The sequence below is a fragment of the Streptomyces sp. NPDC048504 genome (genome assembly GCF_043200035.1).
Lineage (GTDB): Bacteria > Actinomycetota > Actinomycetes > Streptomycetales > Streptomycetaceae > Streptomyces.
In genome coordinates, this window is the sequence record NZ_JBICXA010000018.1 from 210,089 (window position 1) to 229,233 (window position 19,145).

Consider the following 19,145-nt stretch of genomic DNA (forward strand, 5'->3'; position numbering starts at 1 on the left):
CGGGCCGCGTCCGCGCACGAGCCGCGCACGGGGTTCAGTCACGCATCAGGTAACTGAACCCCGTGTCCGGTCCCACGCAGGACTGGAGGGTGAGGTCGCCCCAGTAGAGGCCTGCCGCCGGGACGCCCCGGCCCGGGGTGACGTAGTGGGCGTAGACCCGGTAGGTCCAAGTCCCGCGCGGGGTACTGATGTTGACCCTGGTGCCGACGGGCAGCGTGGCGAACCGGTCGAAGCCGCAGTAGTCGTGGCCCACGATCACCACGGTTCGCAGCTCGTAGCCGTCCTCGGTGCCGATCGCGGGGCCCGTCCACTGCACGGCGTGCCGGCAGGCGTCGACCTCCGCCTGGTCGCCCCGGACCACGGTCGAGGACCAGCTGCCGATCCGGATCGTCGTGGACGTGGGACGCCCGGTCGTCGCCGTGTCGGTGCCGGACGCGGCGGACCGCGTGGGCGTGCGGCGGGGAGCGGCGGACGGAACCTTCCGGGAGAGGTCCGGGCCGGGTACCCGGGCGTCGGAGGCGGACGGGGACGGGACGGCCGGGACCGATGCCGGTGTGCGGGGGCGCGGAGTGGCCGAGGGGGTCGTCGGGGCGACGGACCGTGGCGGCGCGGACGGCGAGGGTAGTACTGAAGCGGCCGGGGCGGCCGGGGCGGCCGTCGGGCCGGCCGCCCTGTCGGTGGCCCCTGCCCCGCCCCCGCAGCCGGCGACGAGCAGGAGCGTCACGGCGACACCGCCGGCCACCCGGACCACCGCACCCGGCCGTGCCGTCATCCGAACCGTCCGTTCACGTAGTCCGAAGTCCGTTCGTCCTGAGGCGAGTTGAACATCGCCTGGGTGTCGCCGTGCTCGACGATCACGCCCGGGGTGTTCTGCGAAGCGAGGAAGAAGGCGCAGCTGTCCGAGACGCGAGCGGCCTGCTGCATGTTGTGGGTGACGATGACGATGGTCACCTCGGACTTGAGCTCGGCGATGGTCTCCTCGATGCGCCGGGTGGAGGTCGGGTCGAGTGCCGAGCAGGGTTCGTCCATCAGGAGGACCCGGGGTCGTACCGCCAACGACCGTGCGATGCACAGGCGTTGCTGCTGCCCGCCGGAGAGGGCGCCGCCGGGCTGGCGGAGGCGGTCCTTGACCTCCTTCCACAGGCCCGCCTTGATCAGGCACTCCTCGACCAGGCCGTCCTTGCCGTCGCGGGTGGCCTTGATGGCGTTGAGCTTGAGGCCGGCGAGGACGTTGTCGTAGATCGACATGGCGGGGAAGGGGTTCGGCTTCTGGAAGACCATGCCGATCTGGCGGCGGGCGTGGGTGATGCGGCGGCCGCGGTCGTAGATGTCCTCGTCGTCGAGGAGGACGCGGCCGGCCAGGGAGGCGGAGCCGATCAGTTCGTGCATGCGGTTGAGGATGCGCAGGAAGGTCGACTTGCCGCAGCCGGAGGGGCCGATGAGTGCGGTGACCTCGCGGGCGGGCATGGTGAGCGAGACCCGGTCGAGGACCTTGTGGTCGGCGAACCAGGCGGAGACGGAGTCGGCGCGCAGGCTCGCGGGGCCCTGACCGGTGATGGCGAGCGGTGGCTGGAGGAGTGTGTCGGTGAGGTCGGGGCGCGCGGCCGAGGGGGCGTTCCCGGTGATGTCGGTGGACATGGTGGTGAGGTCAACTCCCGTACGGGGTCGGGTGGTTCAGAGCAGGTTGGGCAGCAGGGAGACGATGGCCCCGGAGTCGGAGAGGCCCAGGGCGAGCAGCAGGGGGCCGGCGCAGATCCAGGTCTGCCAGCGGCCCCAGACCCGGTGGGCGACCACCGCGAGCAGGGCGGCGAGCAACAGGCCCTGGGACCACAGGAAGACGCGGAGCCAGGCGCTGTCGTCGCCGCCCAGCGCCTCCTCGGACGCGGAGATCCAGCCGGCCCGCAGGTCGCGCGGCGGGTTGGCCTGCACGGGGGTGATCAGCTGGGCGTCCACCCGCAGCACACCGCTCGGTGTGTACGGGCCTCCGGTGGCGGTGATCAGGGTGAGCCGGCCCTGTCCCTGGCCGATGGGGGCGGGCAGCGGGTCGCCCGCGCGGCGGATGCCGGTGACCTGGTAGACGGCCTTGGCCTGGCCGGTGGTCAGCTCGATGCCGGCGCCGACGGGCAGGTTGTGCAGCTCCAGGAAGGGGCTGCCGTAGCCCCACTGGCGGCCCATGATCACGGCGGTGCCGGCCTGGCCGGGCAGCGGGGTGTCCCGGCGGTGGCCCGGGCCCGACATCAGCACCTCGGAGGTCGTGCCCTCGGCGACGACCTCCTTGATGCCGAGGGCGGGGATGCGCAGCAGGGCGACGGGCTCGCCCGGCTTCAACATCCTTCCCTCGTAGTCGCGTTGGCCCACGGGGGCGGTGCCCAGGGCGAGTTCCTTGCGCAATTCGTCATACGCGGTCTGCTGGTTCCTGGCGTGCTGGAGGTGGCCGACGACCGTGAGGTTCGCGGCGAAGCCGAGGAGCACGGCGGCCAGGACGCACAGGGCCGCCCCGGCGAGTGCGAGCCCGGGGCGGGCCGGGGGCCGCGGGGTCTCCTGCCGCGGCTGTGTGGTCGGCGGGGGTGGTGGCGGGTCGGGCGGGCCGTCGGCCGGCACCGACGCGTCGGCCGTGGGCGGGGCGAGCGTGGTCACGGGGTGCGCTCCTCGAAGCGAGCGGGACGGTTTCCTTCGTACGGCGTCTCTCGTACGGCGCCTGTCGTGCTGCGTCTCTGGTGCTGCGTCTCTCGTACGGCCGGTGGGCGGGTCCGGGGGTGCGTCGGCGTGCGCCCCCGGACCGCCCGGGCGGTCAGCGGTGTTGCGGGGTGTCGCCGCCGCCGAAGGTCAGCAGACCCTTGCGGCGCATGTGCAGGACGAGCGCCGAACCCGCGGCGAGGAACGCGAGCGAGGCCAGGCCGATCGCGCCGACTTCGGTGCCGGTGGCCGCCATGGAGCCGGTCCCCGTGCCGGTGCCGCTGTCGCCGCCGGTGGTGCCGCCCGTGTCCGAACCGCCGCTCGTGGAGCCGCCGGTGTCCGTGCCGCCGGAGGCCGAGTCGGACGCGCTGGGCGAGGGCGACTCGCTGGAGTCGTCACTGCCGGTCGTGAACGCGAAGGCCACGCTGTGCCCGTCGGTCTTGTCCTCGGCGAGCGTCAGCGTGTGGTCGCCGTCGGCGATGTCGCTCGGCACGGTGAACGCGTAACTGTCCACGGTCCCGGCGGAGTTGGCCTTGGCGTCCGCGAAGGTCGCGTCGCTGTCGGCGAGGGTGACCTTGACCGCGGCGCTCGCGGTGTAGCCGCGGGCGGTGATCTTCACCTTCTGGCCGGGTTCGAGCGCCGGGTCGGTGCCGAGGTCGGTGCCGTCCTCGTCGGTCACGGTGAGGTCGGGGTTGTCGCTGGGGCTGGGGCTGGAGGTGGCCGCGTCGGTGCTGACGAAGTCGAAGGACCCGAACACGCCCGACTTCTCGGTGAAGTGGAGGCCGTGGTCGCCGTTGGGCAGGGCGTCGGGCACGGTGAACGCGTAGTCCGTGACGGCGCCGTCGGCGCTCGCGGTCACGTCGGGGTAGGTCGCGTTGGAACCGGTGAGGGTCACGCCCACGATGGCCCCGGGTGTGAAGCCCTGGACGGTGACCTTCACCTTCTGGCCGATGGACAGCGTGGGATCGGCGGCGAGGGCCTTTCCGTCGGCGTCCTTGGCGGAGATGGCGTAGTCGATGGTCGGGGTGACGGTGGCCTCGGAGCCGGCGTAGGCGTCGAGGTCGGTGGGGGTGAACACGGCGCTGTACGTCGTGAGGCCGCCGATCGCCGGTGCCTTGACGGTGAGTTCGGCCTTGCCGTCCGCGACCGCCGACGTGCCGAGTGACGTGTCGCCGTTCTTGAACTCGACGGAGCCGGCCGCGGCGGGGGCCACCGTGGCGGTGAGCTTGAGGTCGCCGCCGACAGGGACGCCGGAGGCCGCGGTCAGGGCGAGGGACGTGGGCTGCTGTTCGAGCAGGGCCCAACTGGTGCCCGTGACACGGACCTTGGCGAGGAAGCCGTCGGCGGTGGTGCCGCCGCCGCAGCCCAGGCCCAGGGTGTAGGTGCCGTCGAGGGATCCGTCGGGGATCCACTGGCGCAGCGCCTGCTCCAGGCTCTTCGCGGTGGTCCCGGCGAGCGCCTTCATGTCCACGGTGAACGGGGCCGTGCCGAGCGGGGGCTTGGTGACGCTCTGGGCGAGGTTGGTCTGCACGGCGGAGTCGGTCGGCTTGTACACCTTGAGGACGGCCGTGACCTGGGTGGTGTTCGGGCACCCCGCGCTCGACGTGACCGAGGTGGTCATGGGGTTGTCCGAGATGCTGCCGGTGGCCGGTGCGACCGTGAACTTGCCCAGTGTCGTGGCCGCTTGTGCCCGACCCGAGAAGGCGAGGACCCCGGCCAGGGCGGCGAACAGCAACGCGCAGCAGCTCAACAGCGCCACGGGTGATCTGAGTTGTGCGAGACGGTGAGTCATGTGGTGGTCCCCCCACGGGGTTCGGGTCGTGGATGAATACGCCGACAGGGCCGGGCACCCACGGGGGTGCCCGGCCGTTGCGCGGCTACTGGACGGTGATCAGCTCTCGCCCTTGAGGGTCGTGCTGCCGCAGTCGCTGCCGAGGCCGCCGAAGCCGTAGTCGGTGATGGTGGAGGTGTTCTGGCAGACCGCGGAGCCGGTGCCCACGAAGGTGGCCGCGATCAGGGAGTCCGACAGCTTGGCGGTCGGGACGACGTTGTAGACGTTCCGCAGGTAGGGGAAGCCCAGGTTCAGCGTGAGGTCGTCGTTGCGCGCGGCCGCGCCGTTGACGGAGCCCAGCACGGCGGAGCCGCGGCGGTCGTCGACGACGAGGGTCTCCTGGGCGGTGTACTGGGCCACCGAGTACGGGAAGATGTCACCGGCGCTGTCGACGGCCGAGCCGTCGTTCTCCTGGATCGTGGAGTCCGAGGTGACGCAGGAGCCGGGGGCCGTCACACCGATGGAGCTGAGGAAGAAGGCGCGGGTGCCGGAGGCCGACTGCGGCAGGATCGGGGTCAGCGTGACACCGTTGAGCGTGGTCAGGGTGCACTCGTAGATCGCCTTGAGCTGGGCGGTCGTCAGGTTGTCGGGCAGCGCGCTGCCGTCCTGCTTGACCCAGGACACCGCGTCCTTGGCGTACGGGATGAACGTCAGGTCCGTGGTGGTGGTGTTGTTCGGGCCGCGCGAGGAACGGGCGAAGTCCACACAGCCGGTGGAGCCGTCCAGGGCGGTGTTCAGGGCCGTGATTCCGGCGCCGGAGCCGTCGGGGCGCGGGATCGTGCAGCTGCCGGTCGCCTTGGTCGTGATCGGGGTCGTGCCGGTGGCGTTCCACGAGGCGATGACCTTGCCGCTGCTGTTCGTGATCGCGTCGCCCAGGGCGTTCACGACGTCCTGGGTGGTGTCGGAGCCGACACCGGCGAGCTGACGGTAGTCGGTGGCCGAGCCGGGGTCGGCGTAGGCGGGGGCGGCCAGGGCTCCGAGGCCCAGGGCAACCGCACCGACACCGGCACCGATACGCAGGCGGGTCTTGACGTTCACTTGAGTTCTCCTCCGTGGAAACGGATCGAGCAAAGGACGTACAAGCGGAAGACGTACAGGCAGAATCCGGATCTCTTTCGCCGCCGACCCGTCGGCCGGCCACGCAGAACAATTCCGTAGAATCGCGCCCCGGGACCACTAATTCCAGCCGGTCATCAGGTTACGACTCCATTTCCTAATCGACTCCAAGGGAATTCACTTGACGGTGTGCGGATTTCCCGGGACGTGAATGCGTCCCGGGAATCCGGACACCCGGGAAACTCAGCCGCCGGCCGCCCGGCGGCGCATGGAGAGGCGCACCATGACCGGGCCCGCGAGGGCTGCCGCTCCGCCGGCGACGAGGACGCCGAGCAGCACCCAGCGGACGATCCCGAGCACGTCCGAGGGGGTGTAGCCGCCGGACTGGGCCACGTTCTGCTTGGCCGGGTCGGTCTCCGTCGGGGCGGTGGAGGGCCTGGCGGTGTCCGAGGCGTCGGCGGTGGCGCCCGACGTGCCGGTGGCGCCGGTACCGGTGGCGCCGCCGGTGCCGCCGTCCACGCCGCCGGACACCGAGCCGCCGCTGCCGGTGCCGCTCAGGTCACCGCTCCCCCCGGACGTGCCGCCGGCGGACTCGTCGGCGTCCGGCACGCCCTTCTCCAGCCGGGCCGCCGCCTGCTGCGCCCGCGTGCGCATCGCCGCGGGCAACGGGGCGTATCCGTAGGGCAGTTGGCCCTTCACGGTGCCCTGGGTCTGGCCGTCGCCGGCCGCGTAGCGCATCACCCTGGCGTAGTCGAGGCGGGCGTCCTTGGCCTGGTCTAGGGAGGCCGCCGCGTAGACCACGGCGGTCAGCGGATAGGCGCCGTCCCTCATGCTGCCGGGGGCGGGCGCCTTGACTCCGGCCACGTCGGAGTCGGGCATCTCGGCGACCGCCTTGAGCAGGGAGTCGTTGGTGGGCTTGACGTACTGTCCGTCGGCGTTCGGCAGGGCGGCGGCGCCCAGCAGGTAACGCACCGCGGACGCGTTGTCGACCAGGCCGAACTGGCGCTGTTGCGTGGGGATCGGGCGATCGATCGCCGCCGGCTTCGTGGGGAGCGTGGTGAAGTCGCAGTTGTACGCGGTGCCGATGGAGCCACGGCGTATTTTCAGCGCCGCGTCGTGCATGTCGTTCATGTACGGGACCACGTCGAGGCCGGTGTACGTGAAATCGGGGTAGCCTCCCCCGCACTGGGTGGTGGTGGGCGCGAGGTCCGTCTTGGGGAAGAAATCCAGGGAATCCGAGAGCACCCCGTTCTCGTACGCGGGGTTCACCTTCATTCCCCAGGGATCGGCCTTCCCCGCGATGAATTCCTTCGCATCGGTGTCCGCCAGAATGTATTTCCACACCAGGTTGGCGGAGTCGGTGTTGTCCACGGCGACGGCCAGACCCAAGGGGGTGTTGGCGGCCGCCTGGCCCGCGAGACCCGGATTGAGCTTGAGGAATTCCGGGTCCTTGACGAGGGAATCCGGGTTGGCGGCGAGGTAGTCGGGCACCTTGTCGCCCGGCTTGATCAGGCTGAGGGGATAGGACTGCGTGAGCACCTTGGCCAGCAGCCTCTGGTTGAGCTTGAGCTCCGTCAGCGGCACGGTGCCGCCCGTGACGTCGTACATCCAGACGAAGCCGATCGTCAGCCCGGTGACCGCGACGGGCGCGTGCACCACCTGGGGTCCCCCGTCGACCGGTTCGACGGGATCCACCGTCATGGCGAGCCCCGCCAGCGTGTCACCCGAGGTCACGGCGTCCCGGGCCTGCTGCTCGCCGGACTGGGTGTAGTTGAACCGGTAGGTTCCGGTCCGGCACAGCGCGCTCTGCCAGGACGTGACGGCGTCGGTGGCCAGTTCGGAGCCCATGATTCCGCGCTCGGGCTTGCTCGGGTCGCAGCTGTCCGTGACCGGCGCGAACCCGAGCCGGAACGCTATGCGCTGATCCCAGTTCGACTGGCTCAGCGAGGAGGAGACCGCGTCGCCCGACTTGTACGGACTCCCGTTGGCGTTGTGGGTACCGCGGGGCACCACCACCAGCCAGCAGGGCTGGATCGTGCCGGCCGACGTGGTGCGGGCGCCGCAGCCCAGGGCGGGTTGTTCCACGGCCGACTTCAGCTCGAACGACATGTCGCCGCCGCCGTCTCCGTCGTTCGGCAGGAACGCGACGGCGTTGGTGTCCCCGTCGTTGAAGTACGTGATGTCCGTCCCGCTCGTGGTCGGGTCGCCCTGCCCCTCGACCGGCCGGAACGGCGCGTAGTGGGTGCCGTTCCTGTCGACCGGGGTCGAGGACCCGGTCTCCAGCGGGTCACCGACCGAGGTGCCGCCCTGATACACGAACCGGCCGTTCCCCGCCTGTGCGCCGGACGCCAGTCCGTACTCGCACTGGGTACGGTCCGGCCCGGACGCCTCGTCGCCCCAACACTGCATGACCGAAAGGAAGTTGGAGTACGAGTTGTCGGACGGCGCCCCGCCCGTCCACGTCACCCGCACGCCCTGCCCGGTCAGGTCCTTCGTCTGATGCACCGTGACCTTGAGGTTGGAGAAGTCGTCGTACGGCCCCTTCGTCCCGCTCTTGGTCACCGCCGATGCCTCGGTGGTCGCCGCCTGCGCCCGGTCCGCTCCGTGGGGCAGCGGCAGCACCGCCAGCACCAGGGCGGACAGCAGACAGCCCACGCCAGCGGTCACCCGCCGCCTTCCGGGCACCGTCCGTACCGTCAGCCGTCTCATCAGAACTCCCTCTTGCGGCGCGAGCGGGCGGCCAGCATCCGCGCGGTGAGCGGCGGTCCGACGACCACCGCGACGAGCAGTACGGCCGACAGGGCCATCAGGGCGCCGCGCATCCCGAGGGCGTTGTCGGAGGCGAGGGCGACCGGGTTGGCCACGACGGACGTGTCGCCGGTGCCGGTCCCGTCGCCGCTGACCACCTCGCCGGTGTCGGGGTCGATGGACGCCCCGGAGGTGCCGCCGGCCGCGGCGCTCGCGGTGCTGTCGGGCTTTCCGTCGCCGTTGGTGTCGGTGCCTGCGGTGCCGCCCGAGGCGGAGGAACCGCCCGAAGTGGAGCCGCCGGTCGACGAGTTGGAGCCGCCCGATGTGCTACCGCCGTTTGCTGCGGGCTTCACCGGGGTGTCGGTGCCGGCCGCGCCGGCCGTGCCGGTGGTGCACTGCGTCGACCCCTTCTTGTCGCAGGACTTGGGGTAAGGGGCGTTCTTGGTCAGGGTGTTGACGCCACCGGAGAAGGTGGGGTTGCGGCAGTCGTTGATGTTGATGGTGCTCGTGGGGGCGCCCGGGACCCTGCGGATCTGCTCGAAGCCCGCCTCGACGAGGTTCTTCGGCAGCGGCGAGTAGCCCAGGTCGTCCGCCTGCTGCTGTCCGTCGCACAGGAAGTAACGGGCGAACGTGCCGAGGGAGTTGCCCTTGGCCGTGGTGAAGCCCGCCTCCACCTTCGTCGGCAGGATCATGTAGCTGTAGCTGGAGAGCGGGTAGGTGCGGGCGTCCGGGTTCGTGTAGACGTTGTCCAGGATCTGGGTGAGGTAGTTCGAGGACTGCTTGTTCTCGTTGATCTCGGCCTTGGTCAGCGCCACCGCGACGCTTGCTGCGGTCGGCTCGACGTAGTAGTTGTCCTTGTTGAGCACCTTGGCCACCGGGAAGCCGGTGTTCTTCGCGTAGGAGTACTCGACGTAGGTGATCGCGCCCTCGCCGGAGGGCTGGCGGACATGGCCGGAGACACCGAGCGAGCCGGACTTGGAGACCATCGTGGAGCCGCTCAGCAGCGGATAGAACGAGGTCATGCCGCAGTTGCCGCTGCCGCGCCCGGTGCGGGAGCAGTAGTCGCTCCACAGGGCGGGGTACTCCTTGGACATCCAGGTGGTGAACTGCGCGCTGGTGCCCGAGCCGTCGGAGCGGACGACCGGGACGATCGCGCGGGCCGGCATGGTCAGGCCCGGGTTGTCGGCGGAGATCGCGGGGTCGTTCCAGCGGGTGATCTTCCCGGTGAAGATCTTGGTGAGTACGTCCCCGGACAGCCGCAGATTGGTGACCATCTTGCCGTTGATCTTGAGGTTGTACATGAACGCCGTACCGCCGGCCACGATCGGCATGTAGGCGTAGCCGCGGCTCGGCGGCACCTCGGTGACGCCCTGCTCCTTGAGGCCGTAGGGGATCTCGGAGACCGCGAAGTCGACGGTGTTGTTCTTGAACTGCTGGCGGCCCTGCGAGGAGCCGTTGGCCGAGAAGTTCACCGTCATGCCGTAGTTGGCCTTGACGTTGCGGACCCACTGCTGGACCGCGTTGGAGCTCCAGGTCGAACCGGAGCCGGTGATCTTCGCGTAGGAGGCGGCAGCGGCGGACGGCGGTTGGGCGGCGAGCACGGCGCACAGCAGTGACAGCACGGTGGCCGCCAGACGGAGACGAGTGGCGGGTTTCACGACGAACTCCCGTTTTCGGTAAGGGCGTTGGGGCTCGGGGTGGAAGCGAAGACGGCCGCGCGACTGTCGAAGCGACGCGCGTCACGTCGCGACGCGAGGACGCGCCGGTGTTCCTGACGGCGGCTCAACTGGCCCGGTCCGCGCCCTCCGACGATGCGCGCGGCGACGAACAGCAGCAGCACCAGCGTCATCAGCAGGGCCGCCGTACCGAAACCGCGCGAAATCATGTTCGGCTCGGGCGACTTGACGTACTCGAAGGTGACGAGCGGCAGGGAGACCATCGGGTCGTGCAGCGGATTGAGGTTGAGGTCGTTGGTGTAGCCCGCGGTCAGCAGCACCGGTGAGGTCTCGCCGATGCCGCGCGCGGTGCCGAGGATCACGGCGGTGGTCAGGCCCGAGCGGCAGGTCGGCAGGACGACGTGCCACACCGTGCGCCAACGGCTGGTCCCCATCGCGTAACTGGCCTCGCGCAGGGTGCCGGGCACCAGCCGGATGACGACGTCGGCGGCCCGGATGATGATCGGCAGCATCATCACCGAGAGGGCGAGACCGGCGGCGAGCCCGGACTGGCTCAGGCCGAGGCCCAGGATCACGGTGGCGTAGATGAACAGGCCGGCGACGATCGACGGCAGCGCGGTCATCGCCTCGACGATGGTGCGCACGAACCGGGCGTAGCCGCCGGGTACTTCGGTGAGGAACACCGCGCAGACCAGTCCGGCCGGCACGGTGATCAGCAGCGCGATGGTGATCATGATGAGGGTGCCGGCCGCCGCGTGCAGCGCGCCGCCCACACTGAGCGGCTCCAGCGGGCCGGCCAGGTGCATGTCCTGGGTGAAGAAGTTCAGGTGCACCAGCGCCTTGCGGCCCTCGACGAGCGCGTATACGACGACGAACGCGAGGATCACCACCAGCAGCACGCCCATCGACCGGACGACCGCCGCGGCGATCCGGTCGACGATGGCGGGCCCGTCCTCGTCGAAGGAGACCAGCAGGGCGTAGATCAGCAGGAAGAGGCCGTAGGCCAGGACGACGAAGCCGACCGCGCCGTTGAAGGGGAGCACCCAGGCGAACAGCAGCCAGGTCAGCGACAGCGCGGAGGCGGCGGCGCCGACCACGGCGTACGTGTCGGTGGCGCGCAGCCGGGTCAGGGTGCGGCGGCGCTCCCCGCCCGGCTCGGTGCCGCGCGCGGGGCCCGGCAGCGTGGTGCGCGGGCGGCCGGTCGCCTGACGCGCGCCGGGCGCTTCAGGGGCAACGGTCATGGTCGCTCATTCCTGTGTGGCGTACCGAGGGCGGTGAAACGGACGAGGGCCGTTATCAGGCGTCGCTCGTCGCGCCCGAGCGCGAGCGGGCGACGATGGAGGAGGCGGCGAAGTTGACGATCAGCGTCATGAGGAACAGCGCGAAGCCGGCCGCCATCAGGGCGGACATGCCGAACTCGCTGGCCTCGCCGTAGTGCAGCGCGATCAGCGAGGCGATCGAGCTGGTCCCGGACTGCAGGACGTGCCACTGGATGTCGAAGGTCACCGAGATGATCATGAAGATGGCGATGGTCTCGCCGAGCGCCCGGCCGAGCCCGAGCATGGTGCCGCCGATCATCCCGCCGCGCCCGAAGGGCAGCACGACGCTGCGGATCATGCCCCAGCGGGTCGCCCCGAGCGCGTAGGCGCCCTCGCGCTCACCGGCGGGGGCCTGGGAGAAGACCTCGCGCATGATCGAGCAGACGATCGGCGCGATCATCATGCCGACGACGAGTCCCGCGATGAACGTCGAGGACGTGTACAGACTCTCGGGCGCCAGCGGGTCGGCCGGGTCGGCGCCCCGCACGTCGAAGACCGGGATCCAGCCGAAGTAGGTGGAGATCCAGCGGGCGACGGGCAGCACCTTGTCCTGGAGGAAGAACACGCCCCACAGGCCGTAGACCACGGACGGCACGGCGGCCATCAGGTCGACGACGCTGATCAGGGTCTGCCGCAGCCGGGGCGGCGCGTACTCCGAGATGTACAGCGCCGCGCCGGTGGCCAGCGGTACGGCCACGGAGACGGCGACGATCGCGATCAGCACGGTCCCGACGAGCACGGCCGCGATCCCGAAGTTCCCCTGGTCCGGCGCCCATTGAGCGGTGGTGAGGAAGGACCAGCCGGCCTTGTCCAGCGCCAGCCACGCCCGGTAGAGCAGGAAGCCGCCCACGAGCAGCATGACGCCCAGCACGAAGGTGCCGCCGGAGCGCAGCACCGCGCGGAAGACCCGGTCGGGCAGACCCGGGTCGGCGTACAGGCGTCTCGGCACGTCGTCGTCGGGCCCGGCCGCGAGAGCGGTCACGGGCTGCGGCTGTCTGGTTCGTCTCGGCACAGGCACGGCCCCGACGCTCCGGGCCCACGATTGACTTGCTCACCCCGAGGTGTGAACGAGAGGTTCCCTGGGGGCAACAACCGTTGCGCCGACCCCGCCCGCACCATGGACAACTCGCCGATGGGCAGTATCAGTTGATGAACTCACCTACGGAGTAGGCAAGTTGACCGAACGTCAGCTACTGTCCCCGAATAACTCAGGCCCCGCACCCACCAGTTCGGGCAGCATCGCGCGGAAACGGTCGTACGCGGCACGGCATGTGGCATGCCGCTCGTACGTCCGCGCCGCGCCGGCCAGATGCCGCCCGGACGTCTCCCACACCACCCACACCCAGCCGCCGCCCTCGGTGCTGTGCTGGATGCCACCGCCCATCTCGGCATGGCGCGCGCACAGCCGCACGAAGGCCGTACGACATCGCGCATGACTGTCGTGCGAGGTCAGCGACACCGCCACCGCCCGACCGTTGGGGGCGACCAGCCGCCAGCCGAACCCGCCCCGGCCGTCGATGTCGATCTGACATCTCATGCCCATCACCGCGACGGCAGGTCTTGCCGCCTCATCGGACCGCTCCATGTCCCCACCCCTGCCGCCCATTGATGAGTAAAACCCGCAGGTACGGCGCTATGGACGGCATCAGCAATCTACTGAGGCGGAGATGAACGCGACGAGACAAACGTGACGCCCGGGCCCACGCTTCATGTCGAAGTATCCCCTAGGTAACCCCTAGGACAGGCACAGGGAAAGCGCTCACCTCGCGGTCTGGACAACGTTGCCAATAAGCGGACGGAAGCGTCGGCATGGGGGCACCGCCCCGCACAGCGGTCAGGACAGCCAGCGCGTGACGAGCACCGCGATCCAGGCGATACCGAGACCCACGGCGAACGGCCACAGCGGCCGCCCGCGCTCCTTCTCCTCGCTCTCGCCGGTGGGGCGCAGCGCGGGGTCGGCGATCATCGCGGCGAGTTCGGCGGCCAACGCGTCGTAGGGGTGGACGAGTTGGCGTCTGCGTTGCAGCCAGGGCCAGCGGGGCGCGGCCACCGACCAGTCGTCGCCGTCGCGCACCCTCAGTTGCAGTTCGAAGGACTCCCGACGGACCGAGCGGAGGTCGTCCCAGGGAACGTGGCGCGGGGCGCGCAGCCGGTTCAGCCAGATGCCGGTGCGGTCGGCGGTGACGCGCCAGCGGAGTTTCACGGGGACGCGGACGGCACACAGCAGGCCGGTGAGGAGGAGCAGCCCTTGAAACCAGAGGCTGTCGTCGACCCCCAACAGGAAGTACCCCGCGCACCACAGCATCGTCAGGAAGCTCGCCAGCCAGTCCACCGGCCCCGCCCGCCAGCGCCGTACCGGCACCACGGTGGTCCCCGCCCGCACGGTCGCGGCGAGTTCCTCGTCCCGCGCCGCCCGCACCGCCGCCCGCTCCTCCCGGGCGAGCCGCCGCCGCGCGTCGCCCTCGGGCAACGGTCGTACGGGCCCGGTGGACCATTGCGTCACGGGCGGTTCACCGGGCTTCTCCGGCGCGGTGAACAGCAGGATCTCGGCGCCGTCGTAAGGGGTGCCGTACAGGACGGCTTCCCGTAGGGGGGCGGGATCACGGGGCGGGTGCGCGTCGAGGAGTTCCTCCAGTTCCTCCCGCGCCGCCTCGTCGTCCTTGTCGTCCCCGTCCCCCTCCCCCTCGTCGTCGCCCACCGCCCTCGTCGCGATCGTGAACAGCGGCCGTAGCGCCTCCGTGTCGTCCGTCGCGTAGATCACGGCGTCCTCGTGCTCGTCCTTGCCGACGAGGACGCGCAGGACGGGTGCGGGTGCCGCGCGCAGGGTGACCGCCCGGCGTCGGCCAAGGGCGCCGGAGAGGAGCAGGGTGAGTGCCAGGCCCAGCGTGAACAGGCCCTCCGCGACGGCCAGTCGGCGGTCGTCCGCCGCGTGCCACAGGCCGGAGGTGGCGAGCAGGACGACACCGGGTACGGCCATACCGGCCCCGAACTTGAAGAAGAGCCCGCCCCGCCGCACCGGCCCGTCCGCGTCCGGCGGTACGGCCGTGACCCCGTCGGTCGCGGCCAGGGCGCTGTGCCGCTGGCGTGCACGCGCGCGTGCCCGTAGCTCGGTGGCCGTCACGGAGGCCAGGACCAGCAGGGCGGCGCACACCGGGACCGGCCACGGCAGCGCGGTCCCCCGCACCGCCACCAGCACGATCAGCGCGGGGGCGGAGAACCGTACGGCCTCGGGACGCCACAGCCACCAGACGACCTGGAGCGGCAGCAGCGCGACCAGGTCCGGGGGCAGATCGGTCGTCGCCAGCAGACCGAAGGCGGCCGGCACGGCGCACCAGACGGCCAGCTCGACAGCCCAGTGGCGCGGCCGGACCGGCACCCATCGCGGGACCACCGCACCGGCCCACACGCGCGTGTGCTCCCCGCTCCAGTCCACGCACCCCTCGGGTATCGCGGTAGCGGGCAGCGGCGACGACTCCCGGACGTTCGTGGTCATGACATCCCAGAGAGGTAGGGGTGGGGAGGTGTGGGTGCGAGTGATCCAAGTGCGGGCGGTGCGATTGGGAGCGGTGCCCGTCCGGTCAGCCCGTCGCCAGCAGGATCGCCAGGAGTACGGCACCGGCGACCACCGGAGCGATCACCTCGTACGCCCAGCGCACGGTGACCTCGCCCTGTGCCGACTCCGCCTGCTCCCTGGTCTCCAGCAGTTCGCGCAGGTCGGTCATGATCTGGTCGGACTCCGCGCGCGTGGGCCCGGCCGACATGGCGCCGCCCCGCATGCCGCTGCCCGCGCCCATGCCGCCGCCGAACCCACCGAGCCCGCCGCCGAAGCCCAGCGCGCCGGACCTGCCGCCGCGCTGCGCGCCAGCGGCCTCCGCCGCGGCCTTCGCCTCGCGGCGTGCCGCCTTCTTGCGCGCCCGCAGCGAGACCGGCACGGACCACAGCTGGAACTTGGCGCCCGCCTTCGTGACGACCTCGTTCGAGAACCCGGACCGCAGGCTGGCGATCTCGCCCCACGGCAGTACGACGACCCGGAACGGGTTGCGGACGCGCAGCCGGTCCGGGCCCGCGTACACCGCCGGGCGGAGTGTGAACGCGGCGATCGCCGGGACGACGAGGATCAGGCCGGCGAGCGCGAGCCACGGGGTGCGGCCGTGGCCGGACACGAGGGCGTCGATGCCGAGCCAGCAGGCGATGGCCAGCAGCAGGACACCGCCGATGAGGCCCGCGGGTGAGCGGTAGATCCGGTCTTTGAGCTCGGGGTGCGGGGTCGTCATGACGCCGATTGTGCCTCAGGGGTGCGCCTGCTCACCGTTGGGGCTGTGTGCGTTCGCGACTGCGGGTGCGCTGTGGCTGGTCGCGCCCACGCGGCGGAGCCGCATATAGATACAGCCCCGCGCCCCTTAGGTGGGACCACTTGCCCGGGGTGTACAGCTGCTACGCGCGTAGATATGCTCGGGTGGTGACCATGCCCACCACTGCACCTGCTGCTGCACACGCACTCGGCGAGGTAACGGCTTCCGACAGCACGCTGCGCCGTTTCCTCCACGGGCTGCCCGGCGTCGACGCGGTCGGCCTGGAGGCGCGCGCCGCCTCGCTCGGGACCCGTTCCATCAAGACCACCGCGAAGGCGTACGCCATCGACCTCGCCATCTCGATGGTCGACCTGACGACGCTGGAAGGCGCGGACACCCCCGGCAAGGTCCGGGCGCTCGGCGCCAAGGCGGTCCGCCCCGACCCGACCGACCGCACGAGCCCCTCGACCGCGGCCGTCTGTGTCTACCCCGACATGGTGGCCACCGCGAAGGAGGCCGTCGCCGGTTCTTCCGTGAAGGTCGCCTCCGTCGCCACAGCGTTCCCGGCCGGCCGTGCCGCGCTCGACGTGAAGCTGGCCGACGTGCGCGACGCGGTCGCCGCGGGCGCCGACGAGATCGACATGGTCATCGACCGCGGGGCGTTCCTCGCGGGCAACTACATGAAGGTGTACGACGAGATCGTCGCCGTGAAGGAGGCCTCGGGCGCCGCCCGCCTGAAGGTCATCTTCGAGACCGGCGAGCTGTCGACGTACGACAACATCCGCCGCGCGAGCTGGCTCGGCATGCTGGCCGGCGCGGACTTCATCAAGACGTCGACGGGCAAGGTCGCCGTCAACGCCACACCCGCGAACACCCTGTTGATGCTGGAGGCGGTGCGCGACTTCCGCGCCCAGACCGGCATCCAGGTCGGCGTGAAGCCCGCGGGCGGTATCCGTACCTCCAAGGACGCCGTCAAGTTCCTGGTCATCGTCAACGAGACGGCGGGCGAGGACTGGCTGGACAACCACTGGTTCCGCTTCGGCGCGTCCTCGCTCCTGAACGACCTGCTGATGCAGCGTCAGAAGCTGGCCACCGGCCGCTACTCCGGCCCCGACTACGTGACGGTGGACTGATCCACATGGCATCCGCATTCGAGTACGCACCGGCGCCCGAGTCCCGCTCGGTCGTCGACATCGCGCCTTCCTACGGCCTGTTCATCGACGGCGAGTTCACCGAGGCGGCCGACGGCAAGGTCTTCAAGACCGTCAGCCCCAGCACGGAGGAAGTCCTCTCCGAGATCGCCCAGGCCGGTGAGGCGGACGTCGACCGCGCGGTGAGGGCCGCCCGCAAGGCCTTCGAGAAGTGGTCGGCGCTGCCCGGCTCCGAGCGCGCGAAGTACCTGTTCCGCATCGCCCGGATCATCCAGGAGCGCAGCCGCGAACTGGCCGTCCTGGAAACCCTGGACAACGGCAAGCCCATCAAGGAGACCCGCGACGCCGACCTCCCCCTGGTCGCCGCGCACTTCTTCTACTACGCGGGCTGGGCCGACAAGCTGGACCACGCCGGCTTCGGGCCGAACCCCCAGCCGCTCGGCGTGGCGGGCCAGGTCATCCCCTGGAACTTCCCCCTCCTGATGCTGGCGTGGAAGATCGCCCCGGCACTGGCGACGGGCAACACGGTCGTCCTGAAGCCGGCCGAGACCACCCCCCTCTCGGCCCTCTTCTTCGCGGACATCTGCCGCCAGGCGGGCCTCCCCAAGGGTGTCGTCAACGTCCTTACGGGATACGGCGATTCAGGCGCCGCGCTCGTCGCGCACCCGGACGTCAACAAGGTCGCGTTCACCGGCTCCACGGCCGTCGGCAAGGAGATCGCGCGGACGGTCGCGGGCACCCGCAAGAAGGTCACCCTCGAACTCGGCGGCAAGGGCGCGAACATCGTCTTCGACGACGCCCCCATCGACCAGGCGGTGGAGGGGATCGTCACCGGCATCTTCTTCAACCAGGGCCAGGTCTGCTGCGCGGGCAGCCGCCTCCTCGTCCAGGAGTCCATCCAGGACGAGCTGTTGGACTCCCTGAAGCGCAGGCTCTCCACGCTGCGCCTCGGCGACCCGCTCGACAAGAACACGGACATCGGCGCGATCAACTCCGCCGAGCAGCTCTCCCGCATCACCACACTCGTCGAACAGGGCGAGGCGGAGGGCGCCGAGCGCTGGTCCCCGTCCTGTGAACTCCCGTCCTCCGGCTACTGGTTCGCCCCGACGCTCTTCACGAACGTCACCCAGGCGCACACCATCGCCCGCGACGAGATCTTCGGCCCGGTGCTGTCGGTGCTGACCTTCCGCACCCCGGACGAGGCGGTCGCGAAGGCCAACAACACGCAGTACGGCCTCTCCGCCGGCATCTGGACGGAGAAGGGCTCCCGCATCCTGGCCGTCGCCAACAAGCTGCGCGCGGGCGTCGTTTGGTCCAACACGTTCAACAAGTTCGACCCGACCTCGCCGTTCGGCGGCTACAAGGAGTCGGGCTTCGGCCGCGAGGGCGGTCGCCACGGCCTGGAGGCGTACCTCGATGTCTGAGAAGTCTGAACCGCAGCGTCTGAGCGTCTTCAAGACCTACAAGCTGTACGTCGGGGGCAAGTTCCCCCGTAGCGAGAGCGGCCGGGTGTACGAGGTGACCGACTCAAAGGGCAAGTGGCTCGCGAACGCACCGCAGTCCTCCCGCAAGGACGCCCGTGACGCGGTCGTAGCGGCCCGCAAGGCGTTCGGCGGCTGGTCCGGCGCGACGGCGTACAACCGCGGCCAGATCCTCTACCGCATCGCCGAGATGCTGGAGGGCCGCAAGGACCAGTTCACGCGTGAAGTCGCGGACGCGGAGGGCCTGTCGAAGTCCAAGGCGGCCGCGGTGGTCGACGCGGCGATCGACCGCTGGGTCTGGTACGCGGGCTGGACCGACAAGATCGCGCAGGTGGTCGGAGGCGCGAACCCGGTAGCGGGCCCGTACTTCAACCTGTCCTCCCCCGAGCCGACGGGCGTCGTCACCGTCCTCGCCCCCCAGGAATCATCGTTCCTCGGCCTGATCTCCGTCATCGCCCCGGTGATCGCAACGGGCAACACAGTCATCGTCATCGCGAGCGAGAACTCCCCGCTCCCCGCCCTGTCCTTGGGCGAGGTCCTGGCCACCTCCGACCTCCCCGGCGGAGTCGTCAACATCCTCTCCGGCAAGACGGCGGAGATCGCGGCGCCCCTGGCGGCACACCAGGACGTCAACGCGATCGACCTCGCGGGCGCGGACGAAGTACTGGCGAAGGACCTGGAGATCGCAGCGGCCGACAACCTCAAGCGGGTCCTCCGTCCACAGCCTGTGGATCACGCGGAGACCCCGGGCACAGAGCGCCTGACAGCCTTCCTGGAAACGAAGACGGTCTGGCACCCCACGGGTTCGCTGGGAGCAGGCGGCTCCTCGTACTGAGCGGCCGAAGGCCCGCTCTTCAGGGGCGCGGGGAACTGCGCGACCAGCCACGACGGACGCGCACCCGGCAACAAGTCCGC

15 protein-coding genes are annotated in these 19,145 nt (G+C 70.6%); 3 read left to right on the forward strand and 12 right to left on the reverse strand.

Annotated elements, in window-relative coordinates:
• Nucleotides 1-34: 34 nt before the first annotated feature.
• The 12 genes from ACGFY9_RS37450 to ACGFY9_RS37505 form a co-directional block, all read right to left on the reverse strand.
• Nucleotides 35-772, reverse strand: a complete 738-nt coding sequence (locus ACGFY9_RS37450; protein ID WP_393761796.1) for a hypothetical protein — start codon at nt 770-772, stop codon at nt 35-37.
• Nucleotides 769-1,638, reverse strand: a complete 870-nt coding sequence (locus tag ACGFY9_RS37455) for a phosphate ABC transporter ATP-binding protein (RefSeq protein ID WP_393761798.1) — start codon at nt 1,636-1,638, stop codon at nt 769-771. Before ACGFY9_RS37455 ends, ACGFY9_RS37450 begins: the two co-directional genes overlap by 4 nt.
• 36 nt (nt 1,639-1,674) lie before the next feature.
• Nucleotides 1,675-2,637, reverse strand: coding sequence for a sortase (locus ACGFY9_RS37460; protein WP_393761800.1), 963 nt, complete (start codon nt 2,635-2,637; stop codon nt 1,675-1,677).
• Nucleotides 2,638-2,791: 154 nt separating this feature from the next.
• A complete protein-coding gene (locus ACGFY9_RS37465; protein WP_393761802.1) occupies nt 2,792-4,468 on the reverse strand; it encodes a hypothetical protein in 1,677 nt (558 codons plus the stop codon).
• Between the two features lie 99 nt (nt 4,469-4,567).
• Nucleotides 4,568-5,545 carry a substrate-binding domain-containing protein gene (locus ACGFY9_RS37470; protein ID WP_393761804.1) on the reverse strand — a complete coding sequence of 326 codons (978 nt, stop codon included), beginning with the start codon at nt 5,543-5,545 and terminating at the stop codon, nt 4,568-4,570.
• 261 nt (nt 5,546-5,806) lie between these two features.
• Complete coding sequence (locus ACGFY9_RS37475; protein ID WP_393761806.1) at nt 5,807-8,272, reverse strand: hypothetical protein; 2,466 nt, start codon at nt 8,270-8,272, stop codon at nt 5,807-5,809.
• The gene (gene pstS, locus ACGFY9_RS37480; protein WP_393761808.1) at nt 8,272-9,969 is read right to left on the reverse strand and encodes a phosphate ABC transporter substrate-binding protein PstS; all 1,698 of its coding nucleotides are present in this window, start codon (nt 9,967-9,969) and stop codon (nt 8,272-8,274) included. The genes ACGFY9_RS37475 and pstS overlap by 1 nt, the downstream gene beginning before the upstream one ends.
• The gene (gene pstA, locus ACGFY9_RS37485) at nt 9,966-11,228 is read right to left on the reverse strand and encodes a phosphate ABC transporter permease PstA (RefSeq protein WP_393761810.1); all 1,263 of its coding nucleotides are present in this window, start codon (nt 11,226-11,228) and stop codon (nt 9,966-9,968) included. The genes pstS and pstA overlap by 4 nt, the downstream gene beginning before the upstream one ends.
• 55 nt (nt 11,229-11,283) lie before the next feature.
• Nucleotides 11,284-12,288, reverse strand: coding sequence for a phosphate ABC transporter permease subunit PstC (gene pstC, locus ACGFY9_RS37490; RefSeq protein WP_393761812.1), 1,005 nt, complete (start codon nt 12,286-12,288; stop codon nt 11,284-11,286).
• A 204-nt stretch (nt 12,289-12,492) separates the two neighbouring features.
• Nucleotides 12,493-12,843, reverse strand: coding sequence for a hypothetical protein (locus tag ACGFY9_RS37495; protein ID WP_158713371.1), 351 nt, complete (start codon nt 12,841-12,843; stop codon nt 12,493-12,495).
• 297 nt (nt 12,844-13,140) lie between these two features.
• Nucleotides 13,141-14,799 (reverse strand): hypothetical protein, encoded by a 1,659-nt coding sequence (locus ACGFY9_RS37500; protein WP_393761814.1) that lies wholly within the window; start codon nt 14,797-14,799, stop codon nt 13,141-13,143.
• Between the two features lie 85 nt (nt 14,800-14,884).
• Complete coding sequence (locus ACGFY9_RS37505; protein WP_393761816.1) at nt 14,885-15,580, reverse strand: PH domain-containing protein; 696 nt, start codon at nt 15,578-15,580, stop codon at nt 14,885-14,887.
• A gap of 191 nt (nt 15,581-15,771) precedes the next feature.
• Here ACGFY9_RS37505 and deoC point away from each other — a divergent pair, with 191 nt between their 5' ends.
• Genes deoC through ACGFY9_RS37520 form a run of 3 tightly spaced genes read left to right on the forward strand, consistent with a single transcriptional unit; the run spans nt 15,772 to nt 19,065 of the window.
• Nucleotides 15,772-16,731, forward strand: a complete 960-nt coding sequence (deoC, locus tag ACGFY9_RS37510; RefSeq protein WP_393761818.1) for a deoxyribose-phosphate aldolase — start codon at nt 15,772-15,774, stop codon at nt 16,729-16,731.
• 5 nt (nt 16,732-16,736) lie between these two features.
• Nucleotides 16,737-18,173, forward strand: coding sequence for an aldehyde dehydrogenase family protein (locus ACGFY9_RS37515; RefSeq protein WP_393761820.1), 1,437 nt, complete (start codon nt 16,737-16,739; stop codon nt 18,171-18,173).
• Nucleotides 18,166-19,065 (forward strand): aldehyde dehydrogenase family protein, encoded by a 900-nt coding sequence (locus ACGFY9_RS37520; RefSeq protein WP_393761822.1) that lies wholly within the window; start codon nt 18,166-18,168, stop codon nt 19,063-19,065. The genes ACGFY9_RS37515 and ACGFY9_RS37520 overlap by 8 nt, the downstream gene beginning before the upstream one ends.
• Nucleotides 19,066-19,145: the final 80 nt, after the last annotated feature.

Bases quoted from the DNA above. Each gene is read 5' to 3' on its own strand.
- ACGFY9_RS37450 (WP_393761796.1), bottom strand. From the start codon at position 772: ATGACGGCACGGCCGGGTGCGGTGGTCCGGGTGGCCGGCGGTGTCGCC.
- ACGFY9_RS37465 (WP_393761802.1), bottom strand. From the start codon at position 4,468: ATGACTCACCGTCTCGCACAACTCAGATCACCCGTGGCGCTGTTGAGC.
- deoC (WP_393761818.1), top strand. From the start codon at position 15,772: ATGCCCACCACTGCACCTGCTGCTGCACACGCACTCGGCGAGGTAACG.
- ACGFY9_RS37495 (WP_158713371.1), bottom strand. From the start codon at position 12,843: ATGAGATGTCAGATCGACATCGACGGCCGGGGCGGGTTCGGCTGGCGG.
- ACGFY9_RS37505 (WP_393761816.1), bottom strand. From the start codon at position 15,580: ATGACGACCCCGCACCCCGAGCTCAAAGACCGGATCTACCGCTCACCC.
- ACGFY9_RS37455 (WP_393761798.1), bottom strand. From the start codon at position 1,638: ATGTCCACCGACATCACCGGGAACGCCCCCTCGGCCGCGCGCCCCGAC.
- ACGFY9_RS37475 (WP_393761806.1), bottom strand. From the start codon at position 8,272: ATGAGACGGCTGACGGTACGGACGGTGCCCGGAAGGCGGCGGGTGACC.
- pstA (WP_393761810.1), bottom strand. From the start codon at position 11,228: ATGACCGTTGCCCCTGAAGCGCCCGGCGCGCGTCAGGCGACCGGCCGC.
- ACGFY9_RS37520 (WP_393761822.1), top strand. From the start codon at position 18,166: ATGTCTGAGAAGTCTGAACCGCAGCGTCTGAGCGTCTTCAAGACCTAC.
- ACGFY9_RS37515 (WP_393761820.1), top strand. From the start codon at position 16,737: ATGGCATCCGCATTCGAGTACGCACCGGCGCCCGAGTCCCGCTCGGTC.
- ACGFY9_RS37500 (WP_393761814.1), bottom strand. From the start codon at position 14,799: ATGACCACGAACGTCCGGGAGTCGTCGCCGCTGCCCGCTACCGCGATA.